Origin of the sequence: Bartonella sp. AA78NXGY (genome assembly GCF_042197005.1) — a bacterium.
In the GTDB taxonomy this organism is placed as follows: Bacteria; Pseudomonadota; Alphaproteobacteria; order Rhizobiales; family Rhizobiaceae; genus Bartonella.
The window spans coordinates 83737-100283 of record NZ_JBHIRI010000004.1; the positions used below are offsets into that span (position 1 = coordinate 83737).

General features: G+C 37.4%; 17 protein-coding genes. 10 read left to right on the top strand and 7 right to left on the bottom strand.

All coding sequences use genetic code 11. From position 1 onward, the window contains the following. Positions 1-512: 512 nt before the first annotated feature. From ACFINL_RS03710 to ACFINL_RS03720, 3 genes are all read right to left on the bottom strand, one after another. A complete protein-coding gene (locus ACFINL_RS03710) occupies positions 513-1286 on the bottom strand; it encodes an alpha/beta fold hydrolase (RefSeq protein WP_375613418.1) in 774 nt (257 codons plus the stop codon). Continuing rightward, positions 1283-1795 (bottom strand): DUF192 domain-containing protein, encoded by a 513-nt coding sequence (locus ACFINL_RS03715; protein ID WP_375650342.1) that lies wholly within the window; start codon positions 1793-1795, stop codon positions 1283-1285. Before ACFINL_RS03715 ends, ACFINL_RS03710 begins: the two co-directional genes overlap by 4 nt. 251 nt (positions 1796-2046) lie before the next feature. Then, positions 2047-2622 carry a cold-shock protein gene (locus ACFINL_RS03720; protein WP_273791031.1) on the bottom strand — a complete coding sequence of 192 codons (576 nt, stop codon included), beginning with the start codon at positions 2620-2622 and terminating at the stop codon, positions 2047-2049. Positions 2623-2945: 323 nt separating this feature from the next. Between ACFINL_RS03720 and ACFINL_RS03725 the strand changes: the two genes are divergently transcribed. The 5 genes from ACFINL_RS03725 to ACFINL_RS03745 all read left to right on the top strand — a co-directional run bounded on the left by ACFINL_RS03725 (position 2946) and on the right by ACFINL_RS03745 (position 7804). Then, the gene (locus ACFINL_RS03725; protein ID WP_273791030.1) at positions 2946-4079 is read left to right on the top strand and encodes an ABC transporter substrate-binding protein; all 1134 of its coding nucleotides are present in this window, start codon (positions 2946-2948) and stop codon (positions 4077-4079) included. 114 nt (positions 4080-4193) lie between these two features. Next, positions 4194-5270 (top strand): branched-chain amino acid ABC transporter permease, encoded by a 1077-nt coding sequence (locus tag ACFINL_RS03730; protein ID WP_375650346.1) that lies wholly within the window; start codon positions 4194-4196, stop codon positions 5268-5270. Next, positions 5270-6328, top strand: coding sequence for a branched-chain amino acid ABC transporter permease (locus tag ACFINL_RS03735; protein WP_375611929.1), 1059 nt, complete (start codon positions 5270-5272; stop codon positions 6326-6328). The genes ACFINL_RS03730 and ACFINL_RS03735 overlap by 1 nt, the downstream gene beginning before the upstream one ends. After that, on the top strand, positions 6325-7107 hold the full coding sequence (locus tag ACFINL_RS03740) for an ABC transporter ATP-binding protein (RefSeq protein ID WP_375611930.1): 783 nt from the start codon (positions 6325-6327) through the stop codon (positions 7105-7107). Before ACFINL_RS03735 ends, ACFINL_RS03740 begins: the two co-directional genes overlap by 4 nt. Beyond that, entirely contained in the window at positions 7094-7804 is a 711-nt protein-coding gene (locus ACFINL_RS03745; protein ID WP_273791026.1) for an ABC transporter ATP-binding protein, read from the top strand. Before ACFINL_RS03740 ends, ACFINL_RS03745 begins: the two co-directional genes overlap by 14 nt. Positions 7805-7899: 95 nt before the next feature. Here ACFINL_RS03745 and gatA read toward each other — a convergent pair whose 3' ends face one another. After that, a complete protein-coding gene (gene gatA / locus ACFINL_RS03750; protein WP_375650351.1) occupies positions 7900-9384 on the bottom strand; it encodes an Asp-tRNA(Asn)/Glu-tRNA(Gln) amidotransferase subunit GatA in 1485 nt (494 codons plus the stop codon). Positions 9385-9415: 31 nt separating this feature from the next. Continuing rightward, positions 9416-9703: an Asp-tRNA(Asn)/Glu-tRNA(Gln) amidotransferase subunit GatC gene (gene gatC, locus ACFINL_RS03755; protein ID WP_375650356.1), complete on the bottom strand. Its 288-nt coding sequence runs from the start codon at positions 9701-9703 to the stop codon at positions 9416-9418. Positions 9704-9851: 148 nt separating this feature from the next. Between gatC and ruvX the strand changes: the two genes are divergently transcribed. After that, entirely contained in the window at positions 9852-10331 is a 480-nt protein-coding gene (ruvX, locus tag ACFINL_RS03760; RefSeq protein ID WP_375611932.1) for a Holliday junction resolvase RuvX, read from the top strand. Here ruvX and ACFINL_RS03765 read toward each other — a convergent pair. Continuing rightward, a complete protein-coding gene (locus ACFINL_RS03765) occupies positions 10316-11935 on the bottom strand; it encodes an acyl-CoA dehydrogenase family protein (RefSeq protein ID WP_375650360.1) in 1620 nt (539 codons plus the stop codon). The genes ruvX and ACFINL_RS03765 overlap by 16 nt on opposite strands. A gap of 125 nt (positions 11936-12060) precedes the next feature. On the opposite strand from ACFINL_RS03765, the gene ACFINL_RS03770 reads away from it, so the two are divergent. From ACFINL_RS03770 to dprA, 4 genes are read left to right on the top strand one after another with little or no spacing between them, the layout of a single operon-like run. Beyond that, positions 12061-13026: an aspartate carbamoyltransferase catalytic subunit gene (locus ACFINL_RS03770; protein ID WP_375650365.1), complete on the top strand. Its 966-nt coding sequence runs from the start codon at positions 12061-12063 to the stop codon at positions 13024-13026. Next, positions 13023-14324: a dihydroorotase gene (locus ACFINL_RS03775; protein WP_375638415.1), complete on the top strand. Its 1302-nt coding sequence runs from the start codon at positions 13023-13025 to the stop codon at positions 14322-14324. Before ACFINL_RS03770 ends, ACFINL_RS03775 begins: the two co-directional genes overlap by 4 nt. An 11-nt stretch (positions 14325-14335) precedes the next feature. After that, positions 14336-14968 carry a glycerol-3-phosphate 1-O-acyltransferase PlsY gene (plsY, locus tag ACFINL_RS03780; RefSeq protein ID WP_375650370.1) on the top strand — a complete coding sequence of 211 codons (633 nt, stop codon included), beginning with the start codon at positions 14336-14338 and terminating at the stop codon, positions 14966-14968. Then, positions 14925-16157: a DNA-processing protein DprA gene (gene dprA / locus ACFINL_RS03785; RefSeq protein ID WP_375650374.1), complete on the top strand. Its 1233-nt coding sequence runs from the start codon at positions 14925-14927 to the stop codon at positions 16155-16157. Before plsY ends, dprA begins: the two co-directional genes overlap by 44 nt. Here the strand turns inward: dprA and ACFINL_RS03790 are convergent. Continuing rightward, positions 16087-16293: a hypothetical protein gene (locus ACFINL_RS03790; RefSeq protein ID WP_005773510.1), complete on the bottom strand. Its 207-nt coding sequence runs from the start codon at positions 16291-16293 to the stop codon at positions 16087-16089. The genes dprA and ACFINL_RS03790 overlap by 71 nt on opposite strands. Between the last annotated feature and the right edge of the window lie 254 nt (positions 16294-16547).

Below are 16547 nucleotides of genomic sequence, written 5' to 3' on the forward strand. Positions count from 1 at the left end.
TAATATTACATATATTCACAACGTTCTTTATACATTCATAAAGAACGTTTACAAAAGGAGTCTATCATTATTAAATATACCCGTATAGATTAAAAAATGGCAAAAAAAAACTGTATATTTTTAATAATTTTACTTTATCTCCAATTTTAGCATCTGTATTTAAAATGCATATTCGTAAGAATAAATTGATCAATAATTTATAATTTTGTTTATTTTATAAAAAATACAAATAAAAATATTTTTTTATTTAAAACTACATTTTTTAGCAAAAAATATTTATTACATCATTCGAAAATAATTCTTTTTAATAACCTTTAAAGTATAATTATCTAATCTTAGAAGAATTACCTCTCTGGAAAATATACAAAATAAGCTAATAAGAGTTTATTTTTCTTTTCATTTTTTATAAAAACTTACGTCATAACAGAAAGATTTTTTAATAAGCTTTTTTCAATTTATACGAAATAAAAATATTGGGTATTTCTGTAAATTCTAAAAGCTATGAAGAGTTCTTATTTTATAGGATAACGAGAAAGAAAATCGATAACGCCTTTTTTATAAACTTTATCGCCTACAGCAAGCATATGATCTCGATCAGGAATTGATAAAGCTTCACCACAAGGCAACAAGGCTGCCAATGGCTCTGCATCACCGCCAATTTCATCTAATGAACCAACGGCAACAAGTGCTGGTTGTTTGATTTTGTAAACTTCAGACGCCGTTAACTCCTGTTTTGATGTAATGATACAAGCAGCAAGAGCACGCCTATCGCTTTTCGTTTGATCTGCAAATTTACGGAACATTAAACCGCGCGTATTGGTAATGGTAGAAATATCTTCCGCTAGAAGAGCTTCAGCCACAGGCTCCCAATTTCCTGCTCCCGTTACCATACCAATACCTAAACCACCAAAAATAACACTGTGTACATATGTTGGATGCAAAAGAGCCATGAAAGCACTAATACGAGCCCCCATAGAATATCCCATAACATGGGCTTTAGATAACTCTAAATGCTGCAGTAACTTTACTGCGTCGCCAGCCATAGCTTGAGGTGTATAAAAGATAGGATCATAACTTTTAACTGAATCTCCGTGACCGCGATTATCAAGAGCAATAACACGATATCCTGCTTCCGTGAGAATACGAAACCAACCTGTTGCATACCAATTCACCCGTGCAGAAGATCCAAAACCATGGATCAACAAAACAGGAGCGCCTTGTCCTTCTTCTCGATAAGCAAATCGCAAACCATTATATTCAAAAAAACGAATATCTTCAGCGGTCATTTTTTATTGCACTTTCCACAAAGTACAGGATGAATAACACGTTGTCCTTTTTGTATCTGTTTTTCAGAAACTTCACCAGCATTAATTTCAAGTGCAAAAGCTGCAGGAACTTCTGATGAAATGGTATTTGTTGAAAATGGAGAAGTATTTTCAATAATCGATACAATAATTCCCTCAGAGTTTAAGAAAATCATATCTAAAGGTAAAGGCGTATTTGCCATCCACATAAAAATTTTCTGCTCATCTCCCGATGGATAACTTTTTAGCTGCTCAAAGAGCATTGCACGATCGCGTGGAAAATCAGTTCGATACATTAAACCAGCTGCTGCTTGAGATGGCGTAAAAGCAATCTCTACCTTATAAAAAACCGGACCTTGCTTTGTATGTATTTCTAAAGGAATCGGATGCACAGGAATCTCTACGGGCTCCTTTGCTACAACAACACGCATATCTAACATAAAAAGCATCACCAATAAAACAATATACTCCTTTTTAAAAGGCTTTAACATTCTTGTCTCCACCAGAGAAAAATTTTAAATTTTGTTTATAAAATAAAAAGTAGTAGAGTTTAAAAGTCAAAAAACAAGAGAATTGCTTCCTTGTTATTTTCTAGTTTCTTTCAACGTAATATGCACAATTTTCTTCATTTGTTTTATGGATTCACGAGAGCTATATTTTCTTTAAAAATCTACTTCTATAGCAATTTATGAAACAATCACCTTTAAAAATATAGAAAACACACTGATTTCACTCGTGAAATTTAATGCGTAGCTAAAGGAATGCCTATATCCGGATAAATCTCTGCTGTCATTAAACCTTTTTCTCCTTTACCAAAACGTACAAGAACAACTTGACCCGAACGAAGCTCTGCTAAACCAAAACGGCGCAATGTTTCCATATGAATAAAAATATCTTCCGTTCCTTGCCCACGGCTAAGAAAACCGTATCCTTTGTCACGATTAAACCATTTAACAATTGCTCGTTCTAGTCCACTTTCTGGAGTAACAACAACATGGGTACGGGCTGGAACTTCTGATGGATGGATTGCTGAAGAACAATCTATGGATTTCACCTGAACGCACTTTAATCCTCGTTCAGTTTTTTCCACAGCACAAATGACTTTAGCTCCCTCCAAAGCTGTTTGAAAACCATCCCTTCGCATTACTGTAACATGCAATAATATATCTGGAAAATGAGGTAAATCAGGTACAATAAATCCATACCCCTTACTACCATCAAACCACTTAATGACACCACTGATTTCGATAATCTCCCCACAAGCACCTATACTATCCTCAGATGGGGAACAATCCTTTAATGCATCCTTACTCGTCATAATAACGTGATCCTGTAGCTTATAAATTGTACGATATTGATTCTCTAGGTTTAAGTAAACATTGCTCTTGTATCAACACGCAAGCCCCAAGATAAGATTTCCCCACATTGTCGTATCTTCTATGTTAATGTCAGAGAATATCAACGTGAATATTTATAAAACTATTTGATTGTACACTTTACATACCTTACAAGAAGTGCCCTACAAAAGAGATCATATAAAAGTTTTTTTACATAATGATATTTTGATTAATGTGTAACTTGCATGATGAAGAAGTTCAATATAAGGTGAAAAAACGACAATTCAATTAAGGAAAATGCGCAATGCAATTGAAGAAAATCCTTACGATAATCGCAGCATTTATGGCATTTACAGCAAATGTTTATGCGAGTGAACCTATTAAGATTGGTGTTTATCTTCCATTAAGTGGTCAAAATGCATTTGGAGGTCAGCTTGAAATTAGAGGTATAGAATTAGCCCATAAAAAAGTTCCAGAAATTTTAGGACGTAAAGTAGAACTTGTTATTATTGATAATAAGTCTGATAAAGTAGAAGCGGCTAATGCTGTTATGCGTTTAACAGCAAGTGAAAAAGTGAGTGGAATCATTGGTAGCTATGGTTCTTCGCTCTCGTTAGCAGGTGGTGAAATATCTGAAAAGGCAAAGACTCCAACCATTGCAACGTCCTCAACAAGTCCCCTTGTTACACAGGGTAAAAAATATTACTTTCGTGCTTGCTTTATTGATTCCTATCAAGGAGTAGGAATCGCAACTTATGTAAGCCAAACTTTACACGCAAAAAAGGCTGCTATCCTTAAAGATATTTCAAGCGATTATGCTATTGGTCTTGCAAGTTATTTTACGCGTGCTTTCAAAAAATTAGGTGGTGAAGTTATCTCAAATTTAAATTATAATTCTGGAGATCAGGACTTTTCAGCTGTTCTCACGCAAATTATCGCCCAGAAACCTGATATCTTATTCATTCCATCTTACTTTTCTGAAGGTGCTATCATCATGAAACAAGCACGAGAATTAGGGGCTAAATTTCAAATTATGGGTGGAGATGCTATGGATAATCCAGAAACCATTACGATTGCAGGAAAAGCTGCAGAAGGTTTCTTACATACGACACTTCCCTATAGTGAGGATATGCCAAATATGTCAGTAGCTGCGCAAGAATTCACAAAAGAATGGAAAAAAGCTTACCCAGACAAAGAGCCAAATATCAATTCTGTTTTGGGATACACGAGTTATATGATGTTCATGAAGGCTATTGAAAATGCTGGTAGCACTGATCGTGAAAAAATTACTATCGCACTTAGCCAATTAAAAGATTTTCCTACCCCCTTTGGGGATATGTCAATGGATGAAAATCATAATCCTAAAATTCCTATTGGTATCATTAAAATACAGGATGGAAAACGTGTTTATTTAGAAGAAGTTAAACCTGCTTTTTAATTAAAAAGTTGTGCTTATTAAAATGCAAGAATTGGTTGAGGATCTTTTTCTCAACCAAAAACTTAGAAATTTCTTATTGTCCTATGTAAATTAACAAATGTGGAAGGATGAGAGATGAGCACTGAAATGTTCATCCAGTACTTTTTTAATGCACTGGCATTGGGATCTCTTTATGGGCTTATTGCTATTGGCTACACCATGGTCTACGGTATACTGAGACTCATTAATTTTGCTCACGGTGATATCTTTATGCTGGGAGCATATTTTGTTTTCTTTTCCACAATTGGCTTTATGCCTGCTTGGGTAGCTTTTCTTCTTTTGTTCCTTGCTGCTCTTATTTATTATTCGGTATTTATAGGCTTTAAAAGGCGTCCTCCAATTTATTGGATTGCTGCTTTTTTAATTCTTGCGCTAGGATTTGTTTATTATTTTAAAATTTCCCCGCAAGACTTTACACCGATTTGGGTTTTAGCTCTTTGTTTTTCCATTTTTATTACAAGTGCTGTGGGTGTTGCTGTTGATCAATTTGCTTATAAACCTCTACGCCATGCTCCGCGTATTTCGGCACTTATCGGTGCAATTGGTGTTTCTTTTTTTATTGAAAATCTTGCTACTGTACTCTTTAGTGGTGTTCCGAAAGGTGTACAACAGCCAGACTTTCTTGTAACACCATTTTTATGGCATCTAGGATCAGGAGCAGATGGTATCATCAGAATTGCTCCCATGTCTCTGATCGTTCCCTTTGTGTCATTAATTCTTATTTTATTACTATTATGGATTATCCATAAAACAAAACCGGGTCTTGCTATGCGCGCAATCTCCCATGATATTGAAACAACACGTTTGATGGGTGTGTCTGTCAATAAAGTTATTGCGTTTACATTTGGAATAGGCTCAGCTCTTGCCGCCATAGCAGGCATTATGTGGTCTTTACGTTATCCTCAAATTCAGCCTTATATGGGTGTTCTTCCTGGTCTCAAAGCATTTATTGCTGCTGTTATCGGAGGTATTGGTTCGATACCAGGAGCAATGTTGGGAGGATTGTTATTAGGGTTTATTGAAATTATGATTATCGCATTTTTCCCCGCGCTATCTGGATATCGAGATGCCTTCGCTTTCATTTTATTGATTCTGATTCTATTGATATTGCCCACAGGATTAATGGGTAAAAGAAATCAGGAGAAAATCTAATGGCAAAGTCAGCGACAACTGTTTTATCGTGTATAAGTGTTTTAGTTCTCATAGGTTTTTTATTTTATGCTGATAGCCATTTTAATGACTATACGCTTCGTATCATCAATCTGATTGCTATTAATGCGATATTGGCAATTTCGCTTAATTTGATTTACGGTTTCACAGGTATGTTTTCTCTTGGACATGCTGGATTTATGGCTATTGGTGCTTATGTTTGCGCAATTTTACTTCTTTCCCCTGAACAAAAAGAAATGATGTGGATTCTTGATCCTATTGCTGAACCATTATATCATTTGCAGTTACCTTTTTTTATCGCTGTTGTCGTAAGTGGTTTGTGTGCTGCTGTTGTAGGTTTATTAATTGCTTTACCAATATTGCGTCTTGGTGGCGATTATCTTGGAATTGCAACATTAGGTTTTGCGGAAATTATTCGCATTGTCATTACGAACGCAACATCGCTCACAAATGGCTCTTTGGGAATCAAAGGAATACCTCAAAATGCAACATTATGGTGGAACTATGGTTGGCTAGCATTTACAGTTCTCTTTATTGTCCTCTTACTGCAAAGCAATACTGGTAACGTATTACGTGCTATCCGTGATGATGAAATAGCTGCGAAAACTATGGGAATTAATGCTTTTTTCTACCGTAGTTTTTCCTTTACTGTTGGAGCATTTTTTGCAGGTATAGGTGGCGCATTAATGGCGGCTCTTATTTCAACCATTGATCCAAAAATGTTTAATTTTCTTCTGACTTTTAATATTTTAATGATTGTTGTTGCTGGTGGTCTCGGTTCAATTACAGGGAGCATTATTGGCAGCATTATTATTACAGTCATGCTTGAATGGCTTCGTATCATTGAAAGTCCATTTGACTTAGGTTTTATACATATTCCAGAAACCCCAGGGCTTCGTATGGTTGTTTTTTCTCTTTTATTGCTGGTAATTATCTTGTTTTGGAGAAAAGGGTTAATGGGACAACGAGAATTTTCATGGAATGGAATTTATAGCTTTTTGACACGCAAAAAGCTTTCTAATACTGAGGGAAAGCTATGAACGACAATATCCTTTCACTCAATAATATTGTAATGCGTTTTGGCGGATTAGTTGCTGTAAATAATGTTAATATGGCAATTAAACGAGGAAGTATTACTGGATTAATTGGTCCCAATGGTGCTGGAAAAACAACAGTTTTCAATATGATTTCTGGATTTTATGCTCCTACAAGCGGCATCATTCTTTTTGATGAGAAAAAAATTTCTGGAGCGTCTCCTTATATTATCTGTAGAAGCCATATTGCCAGAACATTTCAAAATATTCGTCTTTTCTCAGGGTTAACGGTTTTGCAGAATGTTATGGTAGGAGCGCATGTTCGACAAAAATATCCTTGGTTTTCTTCAGCTCTCTTTTTTTCAAAAGCAATAAAAGAAAAGAAGGAAGTTTATAAAAATTCCTTGGAGCTCCTTGAACAGCTACAACTTGATCATCTTGCCAATCAATCGGCAACAGCTTTACCTTATGGTGTGCAACGACGTCTAGAAATTGCACGTGCGTTAGCCACAAAGCCCAAATTGCTTCTTCTTGATGAACCTGTTGCTGGCATGAATCCACAAGAAAGTGAAGATCTTAGAAAATTCATAGCAAAAGTGCAAAAAGACTTTGATCTTACAATTCTTCTTATTGAGCACGATATGAAAGTGGTTATGGGGCTTTGCCAACATATTTTGGTTATGGAATATGGCTGTTGCATTGCCAGTGGTACACCAGATGAAATTCGTAATAACCCTAAAGTTATTGAAGCTTATCTTGGCGGAGATGTTTATGGATATTCTTAAAATAAAAAATCTTTACGTTCATTATGGCGCCATTAAAGCTGTCCAAAATCTTTCTATGTCCATAAAGCGGGGCAGTATTGTCACTTTAATTGGAGCCAATGGTGCAGGAAAAAGCAGTATTGTACGTTCTATTACAGGGCTTAATCGCTCTGTTTATGGAGAAATTACCTATAATGGCAAATCTATTATTAAAAAATCACCAGAAGAGATTTTGCGATTAGGGATTGCTTTAAGCCCTGAAGGACGACGTATCATGCCCCATCTCACTGTTTTAGAGAATCTTCATCTAGGCGCTTATATTCGTCACGATAAGCAGGGAATTTCCCGTGATATTGAATGGATATTTGACCTTTTTCCGCGCCTACGTGAAAGAGCAAAACAGTTGGGAGGAACAATGTCAGGTGGTGAACAACAGATGGTTGCTGTGGGCCGTGCACTCATGAGCAATCCTGATATGGTCATATTAGATGAACCCTCGTTGGGGTTAGCACCACTTCTCGTTCGAGAAATTTTTTCGATTATTCGAAAAATTAATGATATGGGGAAAACTGTTCTTCTTATTGAACAAAATGCATTTGCTGCACTTTCCATAGCTGACTATGCTTATATTTTAGAGGTAGGACATATTTTATTTCACGGTGAAGGAAAAACTATGCTCTCTGATTCGCGTGTTAAAGAAGCCTATCTTGGTGGGTAAGACTACGAATTAAGGAAATAGAGCTCATTCCCTCCACCATTTAAAGGAGCATTTCTCATTAAGGATGAGAAATGCTCCTTTGTGAATTTTGACTATTACATCCACCATTTTTCTGCACTGAATATTCCTGCTTCTTGTTCAATAATGTGCGCTATCTGAAAAATGACTTCTTCAGAAAAAGGTTTACCAATCAATTGCAATCCTAGAGGTAAACCATTTGATGACAGACCAGCAGGAACAGAAATTCCTGGTAATCCAGCCATATTAACTGGTACAGTAAAAATATCATTAAGATACATTGCTACAGCATCATTTTTTATTTTTTCATCAGCAATACCAAAAGCAGATGTTGGTGTTGCTGGTGTCAAAATAGCATCAATGCCTGAAGCAAAACATTGATCAAAATCACGTTTTACGAGTGTTCTTACTTTTTGAGCTCTTAAATAACAGGCATCATAATAACCTGATGAAAGAACATAAGTCCCAACCAGAATGCGCCGTTTGACTTCATCACCAAAACCAACAGAACGCGTATTTTCATACATCTCAATGATGTCTTTCCCAGGCATGCGCAAACCAAAACGCACACCATCATAACGCGCTAAATTAGAAGAGGCTTCTGCAGGAGCTATAATGTAATAAGAAGGTAGAGCATATTTTGTATGGGGCAAAGAAATATCTTTAATCTCAGCACCTGCTTCTTTTAACCAATTTATTCCTTTTTGCCAAAGCTCAATAATTTCTGGAGACATTCCATCCACATGATATTCTTTTGGAATACCGATTTTCATTCCTTTGATTGATTGACCAAGATAACTTTCATAATCAGGAACTGGTAAATTGACGGAAGTAGAATCTTTTTCATCAAAAGAGGCCATTGATCTGAGTAAGATAGCACAATCACGAACATCTCTAGCAACAGGTCCAGCTTGATCAAGAGATGAAGCAAACGCGACAACGCCCCATCGCGAACAACGTCCATAAGTTGGCTTTATTCCCACAGTTCCAGTAAAAGCTGCTGGTTGACGTATTGAGCCACCTGTATCGGTTGCAGTTGCACCAGCACAAATTTGTGCAGCAACAGCGGCTGCGGATCCTCCCGAAGAACCACCGGGTACGAGTTTTTCATTTGAGCCTTTTTTTCTCCATGGACTAATAACGGGACCATAATATGATGTTTCGTTGGATGAGCCCATAGCAAACTCATCCATATTAAGTTTTCCTAACATCACAGCACCATCTTGCCATAAATTAGCCGTGACAGTTGATTCATAGTGCGGTTTAAAACCATCAAGGATATTTGAACAGGCTTGAGTATGAACACCATAGGTTGCAAAAAGATCTTTAATCCCCAAGGGAATTCCTTCCAAAAGCCCTCCCTGCCCTCTCGCTAAGCGACTATCTGATTCAGCAGCCATTCTCATTGCCTGTTCTGCTGTTATTGTTACATAAGCATTCAAAACTGGATTAGCTGATTCTATTGCTTGTAAATAAGCTTCCGTTAATTCTGTTGCTTTGAGATTTTTCTTTGTTAAAGCATCACGAGCTTGCGCAATTGTGAGAGTTGTTAAATCAGTCATATTGGTTCTCAAATTTCAAAAATATAAAAAGTTACTCAACAATTTTTGAGACAAGAAAAAAATTTTCTTCTGTAACAGGAGCATTGGCTACAATATCTGCTGCTTTATCACCATCTGTAACACTATCTTCACGCATTCGTAGAGTCATCGGCATCACAGATGTTAATGGCTCAACCCCACTGACATTAACTTCATTCAATTGCTCTACAAAACCTAAAATAGCATTGAATTTTTTTGTCACAGGTTCTATCTCATCATCGTGGAGGGCAATCCTTGCTAAATGTGCTATCCGCTTGACTGTCTCTTGATCAACAGACATACTCTTTACGCCTTTCTGCTTTTTTGTTTATTTATTTGATCTTTATTCTGGCTATACAAGGGTGCACTTGTAAGTGCAAGAATATTAGATAACATGAATAAAGAATATAACTATAGATCTGAAACATTAAAAAACGTATTATACCTTTATGACTGTTATTAATATAGATGAAGTTATAAAACATCTTTTGCCTAGACAAACAATAGCAGGCTTAGATTTAGGGACAAAAACTATCGGAATTGCGATTTCTGATATGGGGCTGACTGTCTCAAATCCGCGTCCTGTACTACAGCGAAAAAAATTTACAGAAGATGCTTACACACTTATTAAAATTTTTGACCGTGAAAATGTAGGCGTTATTATCATTGGCTTACCTCTTAACATGAATGGAAGCAGTGGCTCTCGTGTTCAAGCAACCAGAGCTTTTGTGAGTAATATGAAAGCTTATACAAAAATTCCATTTGTTTTTTGGGACGAACGTTTATCAACAATTGCTGCGGAACGGTCTCTTTTAGAAATGAATGTATCGCGCGCTAAAAGAGCAAGCCGTATTGATTCGGCCGCCGCCGCTTTTATATTACAAGGTGCTCTCAATAGAATTCAAAACTTTCATCATATGGAAGGATAGAGAACATTGAGCAAATGCCCTGCATTATATCGTGCAATGAGCATCCCGTAAGAAGATCTCCATTGTCCCCCAAGGCGGCTTTCCATATAGGCATTCGCAACATGTTCTATGTCTGTAGAACGTAATGCTGCTGCTGCTGCTGCATAAGCTACTTGTTCAACAAAAAATCTTCCTGCACCTTCATTTGCTGATGCCATATCATCTGCTGACCTAATAATTTCAATTGCTCGGGGTCCTGCTGGTCCAATATCAAGAGCAATTTTTTCCAACAATTTCTGAAACAATCCCGGTGCTTTTTCAGCAATAAGAATGGCATCCTTTACCAATTGATTAGCAGAACTATTTCTCACAATTCGCGCAGGCCCATTATGCAACATTTGTGATAATGGATTATTCTCTATAAAACTTTCAATACCAAGTTGTGCGATAATTTCACCAATAATAGGCACAACCAATTGACTTACATGATAAGCAATAATAGGTGTCATAATGCGGGCAAAAGCTGCTTCAGAACGGTCATTTGCTGCATTGTCAAATGCTCTCGCTAAACGCAAAACCAATGCTTGTGAGGCAGCTATATCTAATGCAATATCTGCAAAAATACGTTCTGTCAGTGGAGGTAAAGGCTGATTGGGCATTTTTTTCCGGAAAAAATCCATACCAAATTGAAGAGCCGCTCGTAAAACACCTGCCGATATGACAGATTGATCGAAACGCATCATCGTCTCGATATCTTTAATAACTTTAAGCCCTTCTCCAGCATTTCCCAAAAGCCAGCCATAACTGCCTTGGAAGTCGACAACCCCCTCTGGTGTTAAAAGTTCTCCAGAACGCTGAATTAAATGACGAATCGATATAGATCCATTTAATGCGCCATTTTCTTGTATGCGTGGAATAAAAAAACAACTTAAATGACCATCTAAATCTGCACTAACAAGATATCCGTCAGCGGTAGGATTAATAACGTTGGTTTTTACAACATTTAAACGATATAGATCACGTTCCATACTTTCATCGAAAGAAATTTTCTTAACACTTGGAAAATTGAAAGCGTATTTTTCAATATCGTCAAATGCACAAGTTAGAGAAGCAGCCTTTTTATGATGAATAGGCTTTGATGAGGAATCATATTGGCGTGATAAAAGTACATTTTGCCATTTTTTGAAGAGCTCAATATCACTAATTAAAACAGCAATAGCTGCACTCGTTATGATAACTTCATTCAAATGTCCTGTTTCTAAACCAGCAGATAAAGCTAAACGAATCGCACGCGCTTGATAGCGTACTCCATTTTCTGAGCTCGTATTTTCCCAAAGCGAGGTAACCAAACCTGCTTGTCTAGAATATTGTTGAAGAGCTTGATAGGAAGAATGGATCTCTAATCTTTCTGTTGGTTGCCCCCATTCATCATTATAGCATAGTAAAGGCTTATAATGATTCGCTAAGCAAGAAAGTTTCCATGCTTCTCGACTCGCGGCAAAATCCCCTATTTCTTCAAAACTTGCTAACAAAAACTTAGGCAAAGTAGAAGCAATACGAAACATAAGCGTATCGCTAAGAAATGTATTTTTTCGACGAGTATTTTGCGCAGATACAGCACTCATAGGTATATTCCTACATTCAAATCATTCATATCATAGACTATTTGTCTTTTTAGAGTTAAGAAACATTTATCATATTCAAACAAATGCTTGTTTAACCTGTTTAGAGAGAGATAAAGAAGAATGCTATGATGCAAGATAATTTTTTCCCACTTTTCCCTCATCAACATCTTTTAGCTATTAAAGATCTGAGTGTACAAGATCTTAATACATTGCTTGATCGTGCAGAAGCAAATATTATCCTTTCTAACAAAATTGATAAAATAAAATCTACTTTGCATGGACGGACTCAAATTAATCTCTTTTTTGAAGCCTCTACGCGAACACAATCTTCTTTTGAATTAGCGGGTAAAAGGCTAGGTGCACACGTGATGAGTCTTGCGATCGGCAACTCATCTGTAAAAAAGGGAGAAACATTACTTGATACTGCTACAACTCTCAATGCGATGAAGCCAGATATACTGGTTTTTCGCCATAACAGTGCAGGAGCGGCAGCTTTATTAGCGCAAAAAGTTGATTGTTGTGTTATTAATGCAGGTGATGGTGCTCATGAACATCCAACCCAAGCTTTATTAGATGCTCTAACCATTAAAAGGGCAAAAGGTCGTATTGAAGGATTAACTGTTGCGATTTGCGGAGATATCTTACACTCACGTGTTGCCCGTTCCAATATCCTGTGTCTCAATGCTTTGGGTGCTCGTGTTCGTGCTGTTGCTCCCTCAACACTCTTACCCGCAAAAATTGCTCATATGAGTGTTGAGGTTTTTAACACGATGAAAGAAGGTCTTAAAAATGCTGACGTTATCATGATGTTGCGCTTACAGCATGAACGGATGACAGGCTCTTTTATTCCTTCTACGCGTGAATATTTCCATTATTTTGGCTTACATAAAGAAAATTTAGCCTATGCCAAAAATGATTCTATTATTCTGCACCCTGGCCCAATAAACCGTGGTGTAGAGATTGCATCCGATATAGCAGATGGACCACAAAGTATGATTCATACGCAAGTAGAAATGGGAATTGCAGTGCGTATGGCTGTCATGGAGGCTCTATTAGATTCACACGCAAAGATCAGTGGAGAAAAAAAATGATAAAACCAGTTGTTTTTCAAAATGCTCGTATTATTGATCCTTCGCGCGCAATCGATGAAATTGGTACAGTTATTGTTGAAAATGGACGAATTATAGCCGCTGGAAAAGAAGCTCTGAATCAGGGATTCCCTGAAGAAGCAGAAGTTATTAACGCACAAAACAAAGCAATTCTCCCTGGACTTGTTGATGCGCGCGTTTTTGTTGAAGAATTAGGGAATGAACATTGTGAAACAATTACATCAGCAAGTTACGCGGCCGCAGCAGGTGGTATTACTTCCTTTCTTATGATGCCAAACACGCATCCAGTTATTGATAATGTAGCACTCGTTAAATTTATTACGCATACAGCACAGGAAATCTCATTGGTCAATATTTATCCCGTTGCTTCAATCACACAAGGTTTCAACGGACAAGAAATAACCGAATTTGGTTTGCTCAAAGATGCTGGAGCCGTTGCCTTTAGTGAAGGAAAAAAAACACTTCAAAATTCATCTGTTATGCGGCGTGCAATGACTTATGCACGCGATTTTGATGTTCCATTGATGCATGAAACGCAAGATAAAGATCTTACAGGGCAAGGTGTGATGAATGAAGGACTGCTTGCCAGTTGGCTTGGTCTTTCTGGCATCCCTCGCGAAGCAGAAGTTATCCCACTTGAAAGAGATCTACGTTTAGCAGCATTAACGCAAACACGCTATCATGCCGCTCAAATATCGACAGCACTCTCTGCTGATGCACTTCGTTTAGGTAAAAAACGCAGTGAGAAAATTTCAGCGGGTGTATCTATTAATCATTTATCTTTCAATGAAAATGACATTGGACAATATCGCACTTCTTTTCGCTTAATGCCCCCATTGCGTACAGAAGAAGACCGTGTAGCAATGATTGAAGCAATAAAGGATGGGATTATAGATGTTATTGTCTCTTCTCATGATCCTCAGAGTATCGACACAAAACATTTACCATTTAATGACGCGGCAATTGGCGCTATTGGTATGGAGACCTTATTGAGCGCAGCCTTACGTCTTTATCATAATGAGAGCCTATCTCTTCTACGGATAACGGAACTTTTGTCAACGGCGCCTGCAAAGCTCTTTGGACTCAATGCAGGAACACTCAAAAAAGGGGCTCATGCAGACCTTATTGTGGTTGATCTTGAAGAACCATGGGTTGTTTCGAAAGAGAAGCTCTATTCACGTTCAAAAAATACCCCTTTTGAGAATGCACGTTTTCAAGGACGCGTGATCCAGACTTTTGTGAAAGGGAAAAACGTTTTTAAACTTGATCAACAAACTTAATGAGATTCTTAATGAATGAAGCAGAAATATTTTTTCAGTCCACTCCATGGTTTATTTTCCTCGTATCTTATCTCATTGGCTCGATTCCATTTGGGCTTCTTTTTACGAAATTGTTCCAAATTGGTGATATAAGAACAATCGGTTCCGGCAATATTGGAGCAACAAATGTTTTACGAACAGGAAATAAAAAGCTTGCTGCTCTAACACTTCTTTGTGATATGTTGAAAGGAACTATCGTTGTTTTCGTTATAAAGTTTTTTAGTGATCCGCTAGACAATAGTATCCTTGTTTCTCTAGCAGGCTTTTTTGTTTTCTTAGGACATCTTTTCCCCGTATGGCTTAAATTTAAAGGTGGCAAAGGTGTTGCTACCTATCTAGGAGTCTGCTTAGGAATCTATTGGCCTGCAGCAATTATTTTTATTATTGTATGGAGTGCGATTTTTCTCCTCATGCGTTATTCTTCATTATCTGCGCTTATTGCTGTTACGATCACACCGATATTTGTTTTTTATTTTTCCGCTTCTTATTTCTATTGTATGCTGATTGTGATGAGCGTATTTGTGTTTATAAAACATTCTGCAAATATCGGTAGATTATTAATTGGGGAAGAAAGTAAGATTGGTACGCAACACGGAGATAAATAAAGGAATCCTGCTTACTGATCATCAACGTCTAAGCTGGTTACGGTTATTGCGCAGTGAAAATATTGGAGCTGTTAGTTTTCGCAATCTCATTGATCATTATAAAACAGCAGAAAATGCTCTGGCAGCACTGCCAGAGCTTAGTAGAAAAGGGGGTGGTTCTGTATCTATTAAAATAGCAAGCTTAGAAGATGCAGAAAAAGAAATGCAAGAAGCTGAAAGATTAGGTGTCCGGTTTATCGGTATGGGAGAACCAGATTATCCAGCTTTTCTTAAGGTTACAGAAGCCCCTCCGCCGCTTATTGCTATCAAAGGTAATGTTTCAATTTTTCAAAAAACTTCTATTGGAATTATAGGTTCTCGAAATGCTTCAGCTGCGGGAAAAAAGCTTACAGCTCAATTTGCGCGTTTTCTCGGAGAAGCAGACTTTGTAACAATTTCTGGGCTCGCTCGTGGAATTGATAGCGTTGCGCATCAAGCAAGTTTAAAAACAGGAACTGTTGCAGTCATGGCGGGAGGAATTGATCATATCTATCCTCCTGAAAATAAAAAGTTGCATGAAGATATTATTGCCAACGGTGGAGCCATCATCAGCGAAATGCCCATTTCTTGGAAGCCGCGTGCTATCGATTTTCCAAGAAGAAACCGTATTATTGCAGCTCTATCACTTGGTCTCTTGGTTGTAGAGGCAGCCCTGCGCTCAGGGTCCTTAATTACCGCACGTCAAGCAGCTGAAATGGGACGGCTAATTTTTGCCATTCCCGGTTCTCCACTTGATCCAAGATCTGTTGGTACAAACAATCTTATCAAAGACGGTGCTCTACTCACCACACATCCTTCTGACATTATAGAAACACTTACGCCATTAATTTCACCGCTTCCAAATTCGCAACTCAATTTTTTTGAGGAACCATCCTCCTTACAACTTGAAAAGGAGAATTTTAATTTAGCAGATGAAAAAAACAGCGATCTCTCTTTAGCAGATGATGATGCAGCACGTGCAGCAGTTCTCTCCGCTCTTTCAACAACGCCAATCGACTTAGACACACTCAGTATCCACTCAGGTATTTCACTCCCAACTCTCTACCTCTTGTTGGTAGAACTCGAGCTTGCTGGAAAGCTTATTCGACACTCTGGTGGTTGTGTGTCATTGTCGAATCTTGATCTTCCCCAAGAGCCTCAGCACTATTAATAATGCTTTGCCCTTCTTTGGCAACCATATCCAAAAGCAATGCTAAAAGCGGACTGTGCGCCTGACGCGCCATCTGATTCATTTGCTTTGACATGTCTGTAATATATTGGATAACTTTTAAATGATTTATAAACATAATCCTCTATCCTTGAGCATTTCCCCTCCTACCTCTCAATAGACGTTATCTTAGTATTTCGCCGTATGTTTTTGTAATAACAGTGGAAAATAAATCGTGTAATTCTATATAGGGTGTACTCTAATAATGACAATCATAAGTTGTACAATATTCATGTTTTTTATATGGCTAATATTTTTTTATGTGCTCTTAAGCAATTGGCATTAGCTATTCGCGTAAAAGGCGTTTATAAAAAAATTTTTATTTCAATATTT

What these genes read in the sequence shown, in the direction of transcription:
- ACFINL_RS03715 (WP_375650342.1), bottom strand. Translation starts at nt 1,795, where the DNA reads ATGTTAAAGCCTTTTAAAAAGGAGTATATTGTTTTATTGGTGATGCTT.
- ACFINL_RS03745 (WP_273791026.1), top strand. Translation starts at nt 7,094, where the DNA reads ATGGATATTCTTAAAATAAAAAATCTTTACGTTCATTATGGCGCCATT.
- ACFINL_RS03710 (WP_375613418.1), bottom strand. Translation starts at nt 1,286, where the DNA reads ATGACCGCTGAAGATATTCGTTTTTTTGAATATAATGGTTTGCGATTT.
- ruvX (WP_375611932.1), top strand. Translation starts at nt 9,852, where the DNA reads ATGACTGTTATTAATATAGATGAAGTTATAAAACATCTTTTGCCTAGA.
- ACFINL_RS03725 (WP_273791030.1), top strand. Translation starts at nt 2,946, where the DNA reads ATGCAATTGAAGAAAATCCTTACGATAATCGCAGCATTTATGGCATTT.
- ACFINL_RS03730 (WP_375650346.1), top strand. Translation starts at nt 4,194, where the DNA reads ATGAGCACTGAAATGTTCATCCAGTACTTTTTTAATGCACTGGCATTG.
- ACFINL_RS03770 (WP_375650365.1), top strand. Translation starts at nt 12,061, where the DNA reads ATGATGCAAGATAATTTTTTCCCACTTTTCCCTCATCAACATCTTTTA.
- ACFINL_RS03740 (WP_375611930.1), top strand. Translation starts at nt 6,325, where the DNA reads ATGAACGACAATATCCTTTCACTCAATAATATTGTAATGCGTTTTGGC.
- gatA (WP_375650351.1), bottom strand. Translation starts at nt 9,384, where the DNA reads ATGACTGATTTAACAACTCTCACAATTGCGCAAGCTCGTGATGCTTTA.
- ACFINL_RS03720 (WP_273791031.1), bottom strand. Translation starts at nt 2,622, where the DNA reads ATGACGAGTAAGGATGCATTAAAGGATTGTTCCCCATCTGAGGATAGT.
- ACFINL_RS03765 (WP_375650360.1), bottom strand. Translation starts at nt 11,935, where the DNA reads ATGAGTGCTGTATCTGCGCAAAATACTCGTCGAAAAAATACATTTCTT.
- ACFINL_RS03775 (WP_375638415.1), top strand. Translation starts at nt 13,023, where the DNA reads ATGATAAAACCAGTTGTTTTTCAAAATGCTCGTATTATTGATCCTTCG.
- plsY (WP_375650370.1), top strand. Translation starts at nt 14,336, where the DNA reads ATGAATGAAGCAGAAATATTTTTTCAGTCCACTCCATGGTTTATTTTC.
- gatC (WP_375650356.1), bottom strand. Translation starts at nt 9,703, where the DNA reads ATGTCTGTTGATCAAGAGACAGTCAAGCGGATAGCACATTTAGCAAGG.
- ACFINL_RS03735 (WP_375611929.1), top strand. Translation starts at nt 5,270, where the DNA reads ATGGCAAAGTCAGCGACAACTGTTTTATCGTGTATAAGTGTTTTAGTT.
- ACFINL_RS03790 (WP_005773510.1), bottom strand. Translation starts at nt 16,293, where the DNA reads ATGTTTATAAATCATTTAAAAGTTATCCAATATATTACAGACATGTCA.